Below are 17,791 nucleotides of genomic sequence, written 5' to 3' on the forward strand. Positions count from 1 at the left end.
GCCGCTCTCCTATCAGCTTAAGGTTTTCGCTTTCTCAGCGGCTTCTTCGATCCCGCCCACCATGTAGAACGCTTGTTCGGGCAGGTGGTCGTATTCGCCGTTCAGAATGGCTTTAAAGCCTGCGATGGTGTCGCGTAGCGAAACGTATTTGCCGGGAGAACCGGTAAACACTTCTGCCACATGGAAAGGTTGGGACAGGAAGCGCTGGATTTTACGTGCGCGCATCACAGTCAATTTGTCTTCGTCAGACAATTCATCCATACCCAAGATGGCAATAATATCGCGCAACTCTTTGTATTTCTGCAAGGTAGACTGTACGCCGCGTGCTACGTCGTAGTGTTCCTGACCCAATACCATCGGGTCAAGCTGGCGGGAAGTCGAATCCAGCGGGTCAACCGCAGGGTAAATACCCAAAGAGGCGATATCGCGGCTCAATACAACGGTAGCATCCAAGTGGGCAAATGTGGTTGCGGGAGACGGGTCAGTCAAGTCGTCCGCAGGTACATATACGGCTTGGATAGAGGTAATCGAACCGGTTTGAGTGGAGGTAATGCGCTCCTGCAGACGACCCATTTCTTCCGCCAGCGTCGGCTGGTAGCCCACTGCAGACGGCATACGACCCAGCAGCGCGGATACTTCGGTACCGGCCAAAGTGTAGCGGTAAATATTATCGACAAAGAACAATACGTCGCGGCCTTTACCGTTTTCGTCTTTCTCATCGCGGAAGTATTCGGCCATAGTCAGACCGGTCAGGGCTACACGCAGACGGTTGCCGGGAGGCTCGTTCATCTGGCCGTAAACCATGGCCACTTTGTCCAATACGTTGGAATCTTTCATCTCGTGGTAGAAATCGTTACCTTCACGAGTACGCTCACCTACGCCGGCAAACACGGACAAACCGCTGTGCGCTTTTGCGATGTTGTTGATCAATTCCATCATGTTCACGGTTTTGCCTACACCGGCACCGCCGAACAAGCCTACTTTACCGCCTTTAGCAAACGGACAAAGCAAGTCGATCACTTTAATCCCGGTTTCCAGCAATTCGGTAGTGGAAGAGAGTTCGTCAAATTTGGGCGCTTCTTGGTGGATTGCGCGGGTATGGGCTGCGTTTACCGGGCCGGCCTCATCAACAGGATTACCCAAAACATCCATAATCCTGCCCAACGTTTCTTTACCGACAGGTACGGTAATCGGTGCTCCGGTATTGTGTACTTCCATACCGCGTTTCAGGCCGTCTGAACTGCCCATAGCGATGGTTCGGACGACACCGTCGCCCAACAGCTGCTGGACTTCCAATGTCAGTCCGTTTTCAACCAATTTCAAAGCATCATAAACATGCGGGATGGCATCACGCGGAAATTCCACGTCTACCACCGCACCGATGATTTGTACGATTTTGCCTTGGCTCATTATCATGTCCTAATTTACAGTACAGGCCTGCAACACTATACGGCTGCCGCACCCGCAACAATTTCTGACAATTCTGTGGTAATTGCGGCTTGGCGGGATTTGTTATAAACCAACCGCAATTCTTTAATGGCATTACCCGCATTATCGGTAGCTGCTTTCATTGCCACCATACGTGCAGCCTGTTCGGATGCCATATTGTCACTTAACGCCTGATAAACCACAGATTCCAAATAGCGGCGAACCAAATACTCCAACACTGCGACGGGGCTGGGCTCATAACGGTAATCCCAGTTATACCCCTTAGCTTCTCCGCTTGCCTCTACCAAGGTATTTTTGCCAATGGGCAGCAATACCTCCATCCGAGGCTCCTGTCGCATGGTATTCACAAAGTACGAATAAACCATGTGAATGACATCGATTTCATTGTTTTCGTAACGCCGGAACAATTCAGTCAATGCACCGACCAGCAATTCCAACCTAGGCGTATCACCCAAATTGGTTACGCTGGCAACCACATTAAGACCAATGCGCTGGCAAGCAGCCAAACCTTTGCTGCCGATGCATACGATATCAACGTCAATTCCGCGCTCTTGGTAATGCTGAACTTGAGCAAAAAACTTTTTCAGCACATTCGCATTTAAACCGCCACACAAACCTTTATCTGTCGTAATCAGAATAAAACCCGCTCTACGGATTTCACGATGATCACTTAACAGTTTGATGCTGTGGTTCTCTTGTGTTTGTGCCAAATGCCCCATTACCAACCGCACTTTATCCGCATACGGACGGGCAAGACGCATTCTATCTTGCGTCTTCCGCATTTTGGAAGTGGACACCATCTGCATGGCTTTAGTGATTTTTTGGGTATTCTGAACACTACGGATTTTGGTAAGAATCTCTTTCCCTACGGCCATTTCAGACTCCTTTTATTCAGCCTTACACTGCGTAGTTGTAAGAAACTTTGAAGGATTCCATAGCTTTGGTCAGAACTTGCTCGTCCTCATCGGACATTGCTCCAGACGCATTAATATGCTCCAGCGTTTGGGGGTTCTGAGTACGGATAAAATTCAAAAACTCGGCTTCAAATGCCAATGCCTTGGAAACCGGCACATCACTGTAAGACCCATTGTTAATTGCCCACAGAGTCAGAGCCATTTCCGCCGTATCCAAAGTGCTGAACTGCTTTTGCTTCATCAATTCAGTTACCACTTCGCCATGTTGCAACTGCTTGCGCGTAGCCTCGTCCAAATCAGACGCAAACTGTGAGAATGCAGCCAATTCGCGATATTGAGCCAAAGCCAAACGGATACCGCCACCCAGCTTCTTAATCACTTTAGTCTGCGCCGCACCACCTACGCGTGATACGGAAATACCGGCATTAATCGCAGGACGGATACCGGAGTTAAACAAATCCGTTTCCAAGAAAATTTGGCCGTCTGTAATCGAAATAACATTTGTCGGGACGAACGCGGAAACGTCTCCTGCCTGAGTCTCAATAATCGGAAGTGCTGTAAGAGAGCCGGTTTTACCTTTTACCTGGCCTTCAGTCAGTTTCTCCACTTCATCGGCATTGATGCGGGCAGCACGCTCCAAAAGACGGCTGTGAAGATAGAAAACGTCACCAGGATAAGCCTCACGACCGGGAGGACGACGAAGCAGTAGGGAAATCTGGCGGTATGCAACAGCTTGTTTGGACAAGTCGTCATAAACAATCAGGGCATCTTCCCCGCGGTCACGGAAAAATTCACCCATAGTGCAGCCCGCATACGGAGCAATAAACTGCAGTGCAGCTGCTTCAGAAGCAGTTGCTGCAACAACAATGGTATGTTCCATTGCGCCATGCTCTTCAAGTTTGCGTACCACGTTTGCAATAGACGAAGCTTTTTGTCCTACTGCAACATAAATACAGATAACACCCGTACCTTTTTGATTGACAATCGCATCCAATGCTACTGCTGTCTTACCAGTTTGGCGGTCACCAATAATCAGTTCGCGCTGACCTCTGCCAATAGGCACCATCGAGTCGATGGCTTTTAATCCGGTTTGCATCGGTTGGTCAACCGACTGACGGGCAATCACGCCCGGAGCGATTTTTTCAATAGGTGCAGACAAACCTGTATTGACAGGGCCTTTACCATCAATAGGCTGACCCAGCGCATTGACTACGCGTCCGATCAATTCACGGCCAATAGGAACTTCCAAAATACGACCAGTGCATCGGACTTCATCGCCTTCTTTAATATGCTCATACTCGCCAAGCACTACCGCACCAACCGAGTCACGCTCCAAGTTCATTGCCAAACCAAATGTATTGCCGGGAAACTCAAGCATTTCACCTTGCATCACATCCGACAAACCATGCACGCGGACAATGCCGTCTGTTACAGAAATTACCGTACCACGTGTGCGCAGTTCTTGTTTGGTATCCAAATTTTCAATTTTGGATTTTAGCAAATCACTGATTTCAGCAGGATTAAGCTGCATGAAAACTCTCCTAATTTATCATTGCCGCATACAGTTTTTTTAATTTTCCCTGCATGGACAGATCCAAAACCTGATCACCCACTTCTACCTTGACTCCGGCAATTAATTCGGGATCAACTTTGAAGACTGCTTCCAAACGGGTATTAAAATGCTTTTCCAAGTCTGCAACAATCTTGGCTTTTTGCCCTTCGCTGGCAAAATCAAAAGCACTAAAGACAACCGCTTGCTTGACGCTATTGCGTGATAAAGCCAAATCTTGATATTGGGTGTAGATCTCAGGCAAAACTACAAAACGTTTTTCCTCCGCAATCACTTTGACAAAATTACGGAATATTTCGTTTTTTGCTACCTGTTCGTCGCTAAGCAAACCAAGCAAAATATTTGCCTTATATTCGCTGATGCTGCCGGCATCTTCAATCAGCGCCGCCACTTTGGGCTGCTGCACAGACCATGCCAGCTCATTCAGTCCGCCCAACCAAGACTCGACTTGGTGTTTCTCATCTGCCAGCTCGAACAATGCTTTCGCATAAGGTCTGGCAATGGTTGCGAACTCAGCCATAATTTACAGCTCCTGTTTCAGGTTACTCAACAGATCCGCATGCTTGGCAACATTCACTTCACTGCGGAGGATCGCTTCGGCACCTTTAACAGCCAAAACAGCAACCTGCTCACGTAAAGTTTCACGCGCACGATTGGTTTCCTGTTCGACATCGGCTTTTGCCTGCGCTGTAATTCTTGCGGCCTCTGCAGAAGCTTGGCTTTTCGCATCTTCCACAATTTGAGCCGCCCGTTTTTCCGCATTGGCTACCAATTCGGCAACCTGGCTGCGGCCTTCGGCCAAGAGTTCTGCAACTTTCTTTTCCGCCTGTTCAAAATCGCTTTTTCCGCGCTCGGCAGCAGCCAAGCCTTCTGCAATTTTGTCGGCGCGCTCATCAAGAGCTTTGGCAATAGGTGGCCACACATATTTCATGGTAAACCAAACCAAAATGCCAAAAACAATTAATTGCGCAAATAAGGTTGCATTTAAATTCACTTTACTTAACCTTTGTATTGGGGTTAATCAACCAAACATTGATTCCGCATTCGTTGCGGAACAGTCTGTATGCGGATTAGCCTTGTACAAACGGGTTAACGAAGGCGAACAGTAACGCGATGGCTACACCAATCAGGAATGCCGCATCGATCAAACCGGCAATCAGGAACAGTTTGGTCTGCAGAGGACCGATCAGTTCAGGCTGGCGCGCAGAGGATTCCAGATATTTGGAACCGACCATAGCGATGCCGATAGAGGCACCCAACGCACCCAGTGCTACGATCAAACCACAAGCGATAGCAATCAAACCCATTTCAAAACTCCTTAAATTAAAACAAAAGGTTAAACCACATTAAACAACTTAAAAAACAAAAGAACAGCTATCTAACAACAAAATTTAGTGGGCATCATGAGCCTGGCCGATGTAAACGAATGCCAAAGCCATAAAGATAAATGCCTGCAAAGTAATAATCAGAATATGGAAAATTGCCCATGCCGCACCAGCAACAATGTGGAACAGAAACAGAACCGGATCCATCAATGTCACGCTGCCTGAGGCAGCCCAAGCACCACCGAGCAAGGCAATCAACAAGAACACCAGCTCGCCTGCATACATATTACCGAACAACCGCATACCGTGCGAAACGGTTTTGGACAAAAATTCCAAAATATTCAATAAAAAGTTTGCAGGGAAAAGGAGCGGTCCGAAAGGAGCAGTAAACAATTCGTGAACCCAGCCTTTTCCACCTTTGATTTTGATATTGTAATAAATACACACCAGCAAAACACCAACGGCCAAGGCCAAGGACGTATTCAAATCGGCTGTCGGCACCACACGGAGCAATGCATGATGATCCCCTGTTGCACCCTGCCAGGTAATCGGCAGCAAATCTACCGGCAGCAAATCCATCGCGTTCATCAGGAAAATCCAGACAAACAGCGTCAGACCGAGCGGAGCAACGGCTTTGCGCGATTCGGCATTATGGATAATACCTTTGCACATATCGTCGACAAATTCGTAAAGCAGTTCGACGGCAGCCTGAAAACGACTCGGAACACCGGCGGTGGCATTTACCGCTGCACGGCGCAGCAGAAAACAACCCAGCGCACCCAGCACCACAGCAAAAAATATCGCATCCAAATTGATATAAGAAAAGTCAGCGATATTTTGCAGCCCCTGGCCTTTGGTCACATCCGACAGACTGGTCAAACTTTGCAAATGGTGTTTGATGTAGTCGGCCGCAGTCATGGTTTCACTTGCGCTTGCCATAATATTCAGCTTTCCAAAAAACAAAAAAAATCACATGGCTGACGGCCAACAAACCGAAAAGAAACGGCAGAAACCGCAGGCTTTGACGGAAAAAGACAAATATCGAAACCATCATCACCAACGCCAGCACTATTCTTAAACCTTCTCCGACGATAAACGCATATCCCGCATATTGCGGCACACGGCGGAAAAGATTTAAGAACAGCACCGTAACAACCGATGGGAAAAAGAAACTCGCACCGCCTGCTGCCGCAGACCACGCAGCCGAAATTCCTGCCGCCAAGCCGCTTACCAGCGCAACTGCCAACAAAGCGGCAAACTGCAGATACAGAATTTTTGCCATCGGCGCACACAGTGGGAGTCACATTAAGCTTCGGCACTATAATAAATGCCCTGTTTTCCGTCAAGCCGATTGGTTAAATTTCGTGAAATATTCCGTTTGAAAAACAGCGGAAGATTATCACGGGTAAATTTTCAGACGGCCTTTGTGTGCACAGGCGCCATTCTTAACAAAATTTTTCGAAATCACAAGCCGCCACACAAAATTGGCGAGAAACCGACGCAGCAGGCTGCTTCTGCTTTATTTTCTGCCTGCGGCGCGCGGTTTTGCTGAGGTTTGTTGCTTTCAGACGGCCTAACGGAACTCCACGCCAAGCCGCTGCAGCAGCGCGTCTAAGGTTTCGGGGGTGTCGAAATGGAGGACGATTCTGCCTTTGCGGCCGTTACCGCTCTTAACTTCGGCGTTCACGCCCAACGTTTCGGTCAGCGTTTCGTTGAGCCGACGGATATCGGGATGGACGTTTTTTGCCACCGCATTTTCAGACGGCCTGTGCGCCATTTGGCTGCGCCGTTCCACTTCGCGCACCGACCAGCCGTTTTTCACGGCCTTCTGCGCCAATTCGAGCTGATCGACTACCGGCAGGGTCAGTAGGGCGCGGGCGTGACCCATTTCCAAACGGCGCTGATAAAGCATGTCCTGCACCGGTTCGGGCAGGGCGAGCAAGCGCAGGCTGTTGGAAATGGCACTGCGGCTTTTGCCGACGGCTTTGGCGATGGTTTCATGGGTGAGGCTGAACTCGTCGGCCAGGCGTTTCAGGCCGCGCGCTTCCTCTATCGGATTGAGGTTTTCGCGTTGCAGGTTTTCAATCAAACCCATGGCCAGCGCGGTTTCGTCGCTGATGTTTTTGACAACGACGGGGATTTCCGCCAAGCCGGCCATCTGCGCCGCCCGCCAGCGCCGCTCACCCGCAATCAACTCGTATTGAGACAGACCGTGTTCGCGCACGATAACGGGCTGGATAACGCCCTGTGCCTTGATGGATTCGGCCAATTCGTGCAGAGCCTCGTCGTCCATCTGCACGCGCGGCTGGTAGCGGCCGGGGCGGATGTCGCCCACCGGCACGGCGGTGAGGCGGTCGCCCTGTCCGTCTTCGATGCTGCCCGACAGCAGCGAATCGAGCCCGCGCCCGAGTCCGCCCGGTTGTTTTGCCATAACTCTTTCCTCGCTTAAAAAATGTGCGCCATTTTAATGGAAAGGCCGTCTGAAAGCAGTTTTATTTTTTCAGACGGCCTGCCTCGTGTATGATGCCGCCCCTGTTTTTCAACGACTTGGACGGGTGACGGATTTGGAAGTTTATCTGGTGCGCCACGGCAAAACCGTGTTCAACACGCTCGGCCGCCTGCAGGGGTGGAGCGATTCGCCGCTCACGGAAGAAGGCCGCACGGCGGCGGCAGATTTCGGCGCAAAGCTGGCGCGGCGCGGCATAGAGTTTGATGCGGCGTTTTCCAGCACGGCACCGAGAGCCGCGGCAACGGCGCGACTGCTGCTCAAACACGCGGGGCAGGCGGCTTTGCCGCTTGTCGAACTGGCGGATTTGCGCGAATGCTGTTTCGGCGGGTTTGAAGGCGAACACGCGCAAACGCTGTACCGCCTGCTGGCCGGGCGCAACGGCTTTGCCGACGCGGATGCGTTTCAGACGGCCTTCCGTCGGGCGGATCGTTTTATGCTGCTCGATGCCGTGGCGCAGGCCGATCCTCTGCATCTGGCGGAAAACCACGAACGTTTTACCGCCCGCACCGCCGCCGCGCTGAAACAAATCGCCCTTGCCGAGCAAAACTGCCGCCGAGTGCTGGCAGTGGCGCACGGCATGACCATTACCGCCGTGCTGAAAAGCATCGACCCTGCCGCAACGGAATACCGCAGCGTGCCCAACCTTTCGCTGTCGCGCCTGCGTTTTTCAGACGGCCTGTGGCGGATAGAATCGGTCGGCGAAGTGTTGTAAACGCAAGAAAGTGTGTCGTTTTGTATCGCGAAGTGTAAAAACGGCGGCACACTGTCTATGCAATATGGATTAATTTCGGACTATCGGTTAGAATACAAACATTCACTTCATAACAATCACTGTTACAAAGGACTGTTTTATGGACTACAAGCGAACCTCCATCAATATTGCCATGTTACAGGCACGCGATATGCTGCTTTCGCATTTCCGTCCGATTTTGCACAGCGCGGGCATTACCGACCAGCAATGGCGCATCATCCGCCTGCTGGCGGAAAACGGCACTATGGATTTTCAGGAGCTGGCCTCCTCCGCCTGCATCCTGCGTCCCAGCCTAACCGGTATCCTAAACCGCCTCGAACAGAGCGGCCTGCTGATCCGCATGAAACCTTCCAACGACCAGCGCCGCGTCTTCCTCAAGCTCACCGCCGCCGGCATGGAAATCTACGAAAACACGCGTTCGCAGGTTGACAAACGCTACGAAGAAATCGAGCAGCGGATGACCCGCGAGAAAATGAACCAGCTTCACAGCCTGCTGGGCGAACTGGCCGCGCTCAAACGCCCCGACGGCAAAGACGGCGGCGCAGACGCAGACGAAGAATAACCCCCGCCCGCATTCGCGGGCATACCGCCAACGCGGCAGTGTCGGGTAAAATACCAGCCTGCCGCGTTGCCTATGGCGCGGCGGCAAACGATAGCAGACCGCTCCCGCCTGCCCCTTCGGGGCATAAACACGGGAACGGCGTTTCCGAAACACGGTTTTTCCGCCAATCCGCAGCCGGAGGCCGTCTGAAAACGCAGCTTCAACGAAATTAGAACACGGTGCCGACCCAACAAAACCACCGCCGCGAAACCCGAATCCCATGCCGCATCCCCTGCAACTTCCCTTCCGCGACGCCATGTCCGTCTGCGCCGCCGGCGTCCACGTCATCACCACCGACGGCGCGGCCGGGCGCTACGGCATCACCATGACCGCCGTCGCCCCCGTCACCGACGAGCCGCCTACCGTCATGCTCTGCATCAACAAACAGGCGGGCATCATTCCCGTTCTTCTGGAAAACCGCGCCGTCTGCATCAACGTCCTCGCCGCACACCAGCAGGATGCCGCCGAACACTTCGCCGGCCTCACCGCCCTCTCGCCTGAAGAGCGCTTCGAATACCATATCTGGCACAGAGGCCGCAGCGGCCAGCTGCAAATCGAAGGCGCACTGGCGCACCTGCACGGCAGCGTCGCCGCGCAAAACGAAGTCGGCACACACCACGTTTTCATGATCGAAATCGACGAAATCGCCGTCCGCGGCGGCTCCGACCCCGCGCTGGTCTATTTCAGACGCCACTTCGCCGCCCTGCCCTGAAACGGGCTTACGGCTTCTGCGAAGCCGAAACCACCAACCCACCGCACACCAACCCGCAGCCGAAAGGACACCCGATGGGCACCCTCAACGAAATCCTCGACTTCAACCGCAGCTTCGTCGAAGCAGGCGAATACGCCCGGTTTTTCAGCAACAAATACCCCGAACGCGGCCTGGCCATCCTCTCCTGCATGGACACCCGCCTGTCCGAACTCCTGCCCCGCGCCCTCGGTCTGAAAAACGGCGACGCCAAACTCATCAAAAACGCCGGCGCCCTCGTCAACCATCCCTGGGGCTCGGTCATGCGCAGCCTGCTGATAGCCGTTTTCGAACTGCGTGTCAGCGAAATCATGGTCATCGCCCACTACGACTGCGGCATGCGCGGCATGAGTGCCGACGGCTTCCTCGAAAAAACCGCCGAACACGGCATTCCCGCCGACCGCATCGACACCCTGCGCAATGCCGGCATCGACCTCGACAACTGGCTCACCGGCTTTGACGACGTCGAAGACAGCGTCCGCCACACCGTCGGCATCATCCGCCGCCATCCCCTCATGCCCGCCGCCGTCACCGTCCACGGCCTCGTCATCCACCCCACCACCGGCAAACTCACCCTTGTCGTCGACGGCAACGCCCAGACAGAGGCCGGACGGCCATGAGCGGCAAAACCGGACTCTTCGGCGGCACCTTCGACCCGCCCCACAACGGCCACCTGCACATCGCCCGCGCCTTTGCCGACGAAACCGGCCTCGACACCGTCATCTTCCTGCCCGCGGGCGACCCCTACCACAAAAGCGCCCCGTGCACCCCCGCCGCCTACCGCCTCGCCATGACCGAACTGGCGGCTGCGGCCGACCCGCGTTTCGCCGTCTCCGACCTCGACATCGTGCGCGGCGGCGCGACCTACACCGCCGACACCGTGCAAATCTTCCGCCAGCATTATCCCGCCGCCGAACTCTGGTGGCTGATGGGCGCCGACAGCCTCGCCGCCCTCCACACCTGGAAAAACTGGCAAACGCTCGTGCGGCAAACCAACATTGCCGTTGCCGCCCGCAGCGGTTTCAGCCTAGCCGCCCTGCCGCCCGAACTGCACGACTGGGCGGGATACGCCCTGAGCCGCGGCAGCCTGCGCCTGCTGCAAGCCCCCCTGTCCGACATCTCCTCCACCGACATCAGAGGCCGTCTGAAAAACGGCCATAGCGCCGACGGCCTCATCCCGCCGCAGGTAGCCGCCTACATCCGCCGCCACAATCTGTACGCCGAAAACCCGCAGGCCGTCTGAATCACCGCCACGGCTTTCAGACGGCCTCAACGCACCGGTAAAACGCACAAAAAGGCCGTCTGAAAAACCGCCCCAACGCCAGACAGGCTTTCAGACAGCCTTTTGTTATACTGCGCCCTTTTCGCCGCACAGGCCGTCTGAAACGGCACACCGTCCAAACCGAACCCTTATGAACCTGCTCTCCATCCTCGGCAAACTCGGCAGCATGACCATGCTGTCGCGCATCCTCGGCTTTATCCGCGACATGATCATCGCCCGCGTCTTCGGCTCGGGCGACGCCGCCGACGCCTTCTTCACCGCCTTCAAACTGCCCAACCTGCTGCGGCGCATTTTCGCCGAAGGCGCATTCGCCCAAGCCTTCGTGCCCGTGCTGGCCGAATACAAGCAGACCAAATCGCCCGAAGCCACGCGCGAATTCGTGCAATACATCGCCGGCATGCTCACCTTCGCCCTCACCGCCGTCACCGCAATCGGCGTGCTGGCCGCGCCGTGGATCATCACCGCCACCGCCACGGGCTTTACCAAAAACCCCGACAAATTCGCCCTCGCCACCGACCTTCTGCGGATTATGTTTCCCTACATCCTGCTGATTTCCCTGTCCTCTTTCGTCGGCTCGATACTCAACACCTACCACAAATTCCAAATCCCCGCCTTCACCCCCGTCCTGCTCAACCTCTCCTTCATCGCCTTCTCGCTCTTTTTCGTGCCCTATTTCGACCCGCCGATCACCGCGCTGGCCTGGGCGGTGTTCGTCGGCGGCATCCTGCAACTCGTCTTCCAACTGCCGTGGCTCGCCAAACAGGGTTTTCTCAACCTGCCCAAACTCGATTTCAAAAACGCCGCCGTCAACCGCGTTATCAAACAAATGATGCCTGCCGTTTTCGCTGCCAGCGTCGCGCAGATTTCCTTAGTAATCAACACCATCTTCGCCTCCTTCCTGCAAAGCGGCAGCATCTCCTGGATGTACTACGCCGACCGCCTCACCGAACTGCCCACCGGTGTGCTCGGCGTCGCGCTCGGCACGATACTGCTGCCCACACTGTCGAAATACGCCGGCGGCCGCAACCCGCACGAATTCTCCAAGCTGCTCGACTGGGGGCTGCGCCTGTGCTGCCTGCTCGCCGCCCCCGCCGCGCTCGGGCTGGCAATGCTTGCCTACCCGCTGATTGCGACGATGTTCGTCAGCCAGAGTTTCAGCGCGCACGATGCCATAATGACAAAAAACGCCCTGATCGCCTGCTCCTTCTGCGTCATCGGCCAGATTATGATTAAAGTGCTCGCCCCCGCCTTTTACGCGCAGCAGAACATCAAAACGCCGGTCAAAGTGGCCGTCGTTACCCTGATGGCGACGCAGCTGATGAACCTCACCTTTATCGTGCCGCTCAAACACGTCGGCCTGTCGCTTTCCGTCGGCCTCGGCGCCTGCCTCAACGCCGCCTTCCTCTATATCCTGCTGCGCGTCAAAGGGCTTTATTTTCCCGACGCGGGCTGGAAAACCTTTCTTGCCAAACTCGCCGTCGCGCTGGCCGTGATGGGTGCGGGGCTGTGGGCGGCGCAGGCGCTGACCGGCTTGGAATGGATCAACATACGCGGCTGGCAAAAAGCCCTGCAACTGGCCTGGCTGGTGCTCTTGGGCATCACCCTCTACTTCACCACCCTCGCCGCCCTGGGCTTCCGTCCGCACCATTTCAAACGCTCGGAACACTGATACTCGGCGGACAAGACAAAAGGCCGTCTGAAAACCCGAAACAGAGTTTTCAGACGGCCTGACGTATGCCGTGGGAAACAGCCGATACCCGCGTTGACGGCAGGAGTGCGATAAGGCCGTTCCCGCCTACGTCCACCATTCGGAACGAAAACGTCCGCGCTGACAAAAAAGGCCGTCTGAAAACCCTGTTGCGGGTTTTCAGACGGCCTTTTGCCGCACAAAACGGCGCGGCGGCCGTGTTCGGACTGCCTTACCGTGCCTGCGGCTGCGCGGCGTTTTCGCTGCCGTCGAGCGTGACCCGTTTCAGGCCGCCGCCTAGGGCTTTGTAGAGATCGGCCATGTTTTCCAGCATGGTCAGGCGGGTGGCGATGAGGGCGGTGTCGGCGGTGTAGCTGCTGCGCTCCGCATCCAAGAGGTCGAGCGCGCTGGATACGCCGTGTTTGTAGCGCAGGCGCACGAGGCGCAGCTGGTCGGCGTAGGCGGTGCTCTGCCTGCTGTTGGCATGGTAGGTTTTGTCGAGCTGCTCACGGGCGACAAGGGCGTCGGCTACGTCGCGGAAGGCATTCTGCACGGCGGCTTCGTAGTTGACGACCTGTATTTCCTTACGGATTTTGGCGGCGTCGAGGCTGGCTTTGAGGCTGCCCCAAGTGAAGACGGGGATGTTGATGGTGGGGGCGAACGCCCAAGTGCCGTTGCCTGCGTGGAACAGGTTGTTCAATTCGTGCGAGGCCGTGCCGACGCTGCCGGTGAGGCTGATGCTGGGGAAGAAAGCCGCACGCGCCGCGCCGATGTTGGCATTTGCCTGTTTGAGGGCGTGTTCGGCGGCGCGGATGTCGGGGCGGTTGAGCAGCACGTCGGAGGTAAGGCCGGCACCCAGGCGGTCGAAGACGAATTGTTTGTTCAGCGGCAATCCGGCGGGCAGATCGTCGGGGATGGGCTGGTTGATGAGGACGGACAGAGCGTTGCGCGCCTGTTCGCGGCTCTGCACGGCAGACGCGTAGGCGGCTTTGGCCGCTTCGATCAGGGCTTGCTGCTGGCGCAGGTCGATGGCGGAAATCACGCCCGCTTTGTGGCGGATTTCGCTGAGACGGAAGGTTTCTTCGCGGCTTTTGAGCACTTTTTGCGCTAGCGCCATGTTTTCTTCGGCGGTGCGCTCGTTGAAATAGGCTTTGGCAACGGAGGCGACCAGAGCGAGATGGGCGGAGTCGCGGGCGGCGGCGCTGTTGAAGTAGCCTTCGAGGGCGGCCTGTTTGTTGCTGCGGGCTTTGCCGAAGAGGTCGAGTTCGTAAGAGGAGACGCCGAGGCCGACGCTGTACGACTCGGAAATCACGCCGTGTCCGGTGCCGTTGAGGTCGCCCGCGCTTTTCTGGCGCGCACCGCTGCCGCTTGCGCCGAGGGAGGGGAAGAGGGCGGCGCGGCTGATGCGGTATTGTTCGCGCATGGCTTCGGCGTTGAGGGCGGCGGCGCGCAGGTCGGTGTTGCGTTCGAGCGCGATGTCGATCAGGCGGTGCAGGCGCGGGTCGGCGAAGTAGTCTTTCCAGCCCAAGGCGGCGGCCTGAATGCCGTTGTCGGCGCGGTCGTATTTGAACTGCTGCGCCACGGCTACCTGCGGCTCTTGGTATTTGGGAATCATGGTGCAGGCCGACAGGGCTGCGGCGGCGGCAACGGCGGCGAAGGCCGGTTTGAGTGTGATGTTTTTCATTGGGATCTCCTTAAACAGGCCGTCTGAAAACCGTGTTTGGCGTTTTCAGACGGCCTTTTGCTTAGTGCCTGTCGTGCGGCTCGTCTTCCGCGCTCACGCCTGCTTCGAGGGCGTGCTGGTGTGCCAGTTCGAGCTCGTGCGCGCTGGGTTTGAAGATTTTGCGCACGGCAACATAGAACAGGGGCACGAGGAATACGGACAGTATTGTGCCGACCAGCATGCCGGAGAGCACGGTGGTGCCGATGGCTCTCTGGCTGGCGGAGCTGGCGCCGGAGGCGAAGAACAGCGGTACGACGCCGAGAATAAAGGCGAACGAGGTCATGATAATCGGGCGGAAGCGCAGGTGCGCCGCACGCAGGGCGGCTTTCACTGCGTTCATGCCCTGTGCCTGCAGGTCTTTGGCGAACTCGATAATCAGAATGGCGTTTTTCGCGCTCAAGCCGATCACGGTAATCATGCCGACCTTAAAGTAAATATCGTTGAGATATTGCGGCGGCACGCCGAAGAGGGCGAGGAAGCCGTTGCGGCCGGTGACGCCCAGCACGATGCCGAGAAAGCCCAGCGGCACAACGAGAATCACGGCCAGCGGTACCGACCAGCTTTCATACAGCGCGGCCAAGACGAGGAAGACGGCAAGGATGGCGAGGCCGTAAACCAGATAGGTTTGCGAGTTGCCTTTTACTTCTTCGCGCGACTGTCCCGCCCATTCGAGGCTGTAGCCGCCTTCGAGTTCGTTGACCAAGCGCTGCGCTTCGGCCATCACCTGGCCGGTGGAATAGCCGCTGGCGGCCGCACCTTCGAGTTTCATCGCGGGATAGCCGTTAAAGCGCACGCTCTGCTGCATGCCGGTTTCCCATTTGGCGGTCACGAAAGTGGACAGCGGCACGGCCACGCCCGACGAATTGGGCACGGTGAGCGCGAGGATGTCTTCGGGCTGCATGCGCGAGGCGGCGTCGGCCTGCACGATTACCCTTTGCAGACGGCCGTTGTTGGGGAAGTCGTTGATGTAGGACGAGCTTAACGCGGTGGCCAGCACGGTGCGCAGGCTGGAGAAGTCGATGCCCTGCGCGGCAGCGGCGGCGCGGTCGATTTCCAGTTTGAGCTGCGGCGCGTCTTCAAGGCCGGAGGCGCGCACGGCCGAAGCGTCAAACATCGGGTTTTGCCGCATTTTGTTCATCAGCTCGTTGCGCTTGGCCAGCAGGGCTTCGTGGCCGTTGTTGTTGCGGTCTTGCAGGTACAGCTCGAAGCCGGAGCTGGTGCCCAGCTCCATGATGGCGGGCGGGTTGATGGCGATACCGAAGCCGTCTTTGATGCTGCCCATCAGCGCACCGGTGATTTTGCCCGACACGGCGGCCGCGCCGCTCATCGGGTCGGTACGCTCGCTCCAGTCCTTCAGGGTGATGAAGCCGAAGCCCATGTTCTGACCCGAACCGCCGAAACTGAAGCCGGATACGGTGAGGTAGGTGTCGACTTCGGGCATGTTTTGCAGCACGCCGTCGACCACTTTCATGGTTTCGTCGGTGCGCTCTTTGGTTGCGCCCGCAGGCAGCTGCACCATCATCATCAGGCTGCCCTGGTCTTCCTGCGGCAGGAAGGAGGTGGGGATGTTTTTGTACAGCACGCCGGCCACGCCGGCCAGGGCGATGTACACGGCAATCATCGGCACGCCGCGCTTCATCAGCTTGGCTACCCAGCCCTCATAGCCGTGTGTGGTTTTGCTGAAGGTGCGGTTAAACCAGCCGAAGAAGCCTTTTTTCTCGATATGGTGGCCTTTGGGGATGGGCTTGAGCAGCGTCGCACACAGTGCGGGCGTCAGCGACAGGGCGAAGAAGGCCGAGAAGCCGATGGCTATCGCCATGGTGGCGGCAAACTGGGTGAAGATTTTGCCTTGCGCGCCGGAGAAGAAGAGCAGCGGCACGAATACGGAAATCAGCACGGCGGTGATGCCGACAATCGCGCCGGAAATCTGCGACATGGCTTTTTTGGTGGCGGCTTTCGGCGGTAGTCCTTCTTCGGACATGATGCGCTCCACCGCTTCCACCACCACAATCGCATCGTCCACCACGATACCGATCACCAGCACCATGGCAAACATGGTCAGCACGTTGATCGACATGCCCAAGTATTGCAGGCAGGCGAAAGCGCCCAACAGCGAAATCGGCACGACGATGGTCGGAATCAGGGTGTAGCGGAAGTTTTGCAGGAAGAGATACATCACGATAAACACCAGCACGATGGCCTCGATCAGCGTGTGCACCACTTTTTCAATCGAAATGGAGACGAATTTGGAGGTGTCGTAAGGCGCGCTCCAGGTCATGTCGTTGGGGAAGAAGCGTTTGAGCTCGTCCATACGCGCGCGCACGGCGGCGGCGGTCGCCATCGCGTTGCCCTTGTTCGACAGCATCACGGCCATGCCGACGGCGGGTTTGCCTTTGAGCTTGGTGGAGGTGGAATAGTCCTGGCTGCCCAGATTGATGCTGGCGACGTCTTTCAGATAAACGTTCGAGCCGTCGGTGTTGGCGCGCACGATGATGTTGCCGAACTGTTCGGCGGTGGAGAGCTGGCCTTCGGCGGTAATGGTGGCATAGATGGTTTGTCCGGCCACATTGGGCAGCGCGCCGATCGAGCCGGCGGAAATCTGCACGTTTTGCGCGGAGATGGCCGCGTTGACTTCGGCTACCGACAGATTGAAGTTTTGCAGCTTTTTCGGATCTATCCACACGCGCATCGCACGCTGCGAGCCGAACAGGCGGGCAGTACCCACGCCTTCGACGCGCTGGATTTCCGGCTTGATGTTGCGCTCGACATAGTCGGCGATTTCCTCGGTCGTCATGCTTTCAGACGACATCATCAATACCATCAGGAAGTTGGAGCGCGATTTGGATACGGTGACGCCGTTCTGCTGCACGGTGGCGGGCAGTTGCGACAAGACTTCGGAGAGTTTGTTCTGCACCTCGACTTGGGCGAAATTCTCGTCGGTTTCCGGCGTGAAGGTCAGCGTCACCGAGCCCGAGCCGCTGCTGTCGGCGCTGGTGGACATATAGTCCAAACCTTCCACGCCGTTCATATTGCGCTCGATAACGGCCAGCACGCTGTCTTCCATCACCTGCGCCGACGCGCCCGGATAGACGGCCTGCAGCGAAATGGTGGGCGCGCCCACGCTGGGATACTGCGACACCGGCAGATTCATGATGCCGATAACGCCCGCCAGAATAATAAATATCGCGATTACCCACGCGAAAATGGGACGGTCGATAAAAAACTTAGCCAT

At 56.2% G+C, this 17,791-nt stretch carries 17 protein-coding genes; 6 read left to right on the forward strand and 11 right to left on the reverse strand.

Annotated features, from left to right (window positions below; all coding sequences use genetic code 11):
• Positions 1-12: 12 nt before the first annotated feature.
• The 9 genes from atpD to ACG2K1_RS11820 form a co-directional block, all read right to left on the reverse strand.
• Positions 13-1,410 (reverse strand): F0F1 ATP synthase subunit beta, encoded by a 1,398-nt coding sequence (atpD, locus tag ACG2K1_RS11780; RefSeq protein WP_036496196.1) that lies wholly within the window; start codon positions 1,408-1,410, stop codon positions 13-15.
• A 35-nt stretch (positions 1,411-1,445) separates the two neighbouring features.
• Positions 1,446-2,324: a F0F1 ATP synthase subunit gamma gene (gene atpG, locus ACG2K1_RS11785; RefSeq protein ID WP_009426370.1), complete on the reverse strand. Its 879-nt coding sequence runs from the start codon at positions 2,322-2,324 to the stop codon at positions 1,446-1,448.
• 22 nt (positions 2,325-2,346) lie between these two features.
• Complete coding sequence (gene atpA / locus ACG2K1_RS11790; RefSeq protein WP_009426369.1) at positions 2,347-3,894, reverse strand: F0F1 ATP synthase subunit alpha; 1,548 nt, start codon at positions 3,892-3,894, stop codon at positions 2,347-2,349.
• A 10-nt stretch (positions 3,895-3,904) separates the two neighbouring features.
• Entirely contained in the window at positions 3,905-4,453 is a 549-nt protein-coding gene (locus tag ACG2K1_RS11795) for a F0F1 ATP synthase subunit delta (RefSeq protein ID WP_009426368.1), read from the reverse strand.
• 3 nt (positions 4,454-4,456) lie between these two features.
• Entirely contained in the window at positions 4,457-4,927 is a 471-nt protein-coding gene (locus ACG2K1_RS11800; protein ID WP_009426367.1) for a F0F1 ATP synthase subunit B, read from the reverse strand.
• 76 nt (positions 4,928-5,003) lie between these two features.
• Entirely contained in the window at positions 5,004-5,240 is a 237-nt protein-coding gene (gene atpE / locus ACG2K1_RS11805; protein ID WP_009426366.1) for a F0F1 ATP synthase subunit C, read from the reverse strand.
• 84 nt (positions 5,241-5,324) lie between these two features.
• Entirely contained in the window at positions 5,325-6,197 is an 873-nt protein-coding gene (atpB, locus tag ACG2K1_RS11810; RefSeq protein ID WP_395429040.1) for a F0F1 ATP synthase subunit A, read from the reverse strand.
• Positions 6,181-6,540, reverse strand: coding sequence for an ATP synthase subunit I (locus ACG2K1_RS11815; protein ID WP_009426364.1), 360 nt, complete (start codon positions 6,538-6,540; stop codon positions 6,181-6,183). Before ACG2K1_RS11815 ends, atpB begins: the two co-directional genes overlap by 17 nt.
• Before the next feature lie 291 nt (positions 6,541-6,831).
• On the reverse strand, positions 6,832-7,689 hold the full coding sequence (locus tag ACG2K1_RS11820) for a ParB/RepB/Spo0J family partition protein (RefSeq protein ID WP_009426362.1): 858 nt from the start codon (positions 7,687-7,689) through the stop codon (positions 6,832-6,834).
• A 124-nt stretch (positions 7,690-7,813) separates the two neighbouring features.
• Here ACG2K1_RS11820 and ACG2K1_RS11825 point away from each other — a divergent pair, with 124 nt between their 5' ends.
• The 6 genes from ACG2K1_RS11825 (at position 7,814) to murJ (ending at position 12,818) form a co-directional block, all read left to right on the forward strand.
• A complete protein-coding gene (locus tag ACG2K1_RS11825; protein ID WP_009426361.1) occupies positions 7,814-8,479 on the forward strand; it encodes a histidine phosphatase family protein in 666 nt (221 codons plus the stop codon).
• 139 nt (positions 8,480-8,618) lie between these two features.
• Positions 8,619-9,080, forward strand: a complete 462-nt coding sequence (hpaR, locus tag ACG2K1_RS11830; protein WP_009426360.1) for a homoprotocatechuate degradation operon regulator HpaR — start codon at positions 8,619-8,621, stop codon at positions 9,078-9,080.
• 259 nt (positions 9,081-9,339) lie between these two features.
• Positions 9,340-9,831: a 4-hydroxyphenylacetate 3-monooxygenase, reductase component gene (gene hpaC / locus ACG2K1_RS11835; RefSeq protein WP_009426359.1), complete on the forward strand. Its 492-nt coding sequence runs from the start codon at positions 9,340-9,342 to the stop codon at positions 9,829-9,831.
• A gap of 74 nt (positions 9,832-9,905) precedes the next feature.
• Positions 9,906-10,487, forward strand: coding sequence for a carbonic anhydrase (locus ACG2K1_RS11840; RefSeq protein WP_009426358.1), 582 nt, complete (start codon positions 9,906-9,908; stop codon positions 10,485-10,487).
• Positions 10,484-11,110, forward strand: coding sequence for a nicotinate-nucleotide adenylyltransferase (nadD, locus tag ACG2K1_RS11845; protein WP_009426357.1), 627 nt, complete (start codon positions 10,484-10,486; stop codon positions 11,108-11,110). The genes ACG2K1_RS11840 and nadD overlap by 4 nt, the downstream gene beginning before the upstream one ends.
• A 169-nt stretch (positions 11,111-11,279) precedes the next feature.
• The gene (gene murJ / locus ACG2K1_RS11850; RefSeq protein WP_395429039.1) at positions 11,280-12,818 is read left to right on the forward strand and encodes a murein biosynthesis integral membrane protein MurJ; all 1,539 of its coding nucleotides are present in this window, start codon (positions 11,280-11,282) and stop codon (positions 12,816-12,818) included.
• A gap of 250 nt (positions 12,819-13,068) precedes the next feature.
• Here murJ and ACG2K1_RS11855 read toward each other — a convergent pair whose 3' ends face one another.
• Positions 13,069-14,520 (reverse strand): efflux transporter outer membrane subunit, encoded by a 1,452-nt coding sequence (locus tag ACG2K1_RS11855; RefSeq protein ID WP_395429038.1) that lies wholly within the window; start codon positions 14,518-14,520, stop codon positions 13,069-13,071.
• A 61-nt stretch (positions 14,521-14,581) separates the two neighbouring features.
• The gene (locus tag ACG2K1_RS11860) at positions 14,582-17,791 is read right to left on the reverse strand and encodes an efflux RND transporter permease subunit (RefSeq protein ID WP_395429037.1); all 3,210 of its coding nucleotides are present in this window, start codon (positions 17,789-17,791) and stop codon (positions 14,582-14,584) included.

The organism is Neisseria sp. 23W00296, assembly GCF_044772855.1.
Lineage (GTDB): Bacteria > Pseudomonadota > Gammaproteobacteria > Burkholderiales > Neisseriaceae > Neisseria.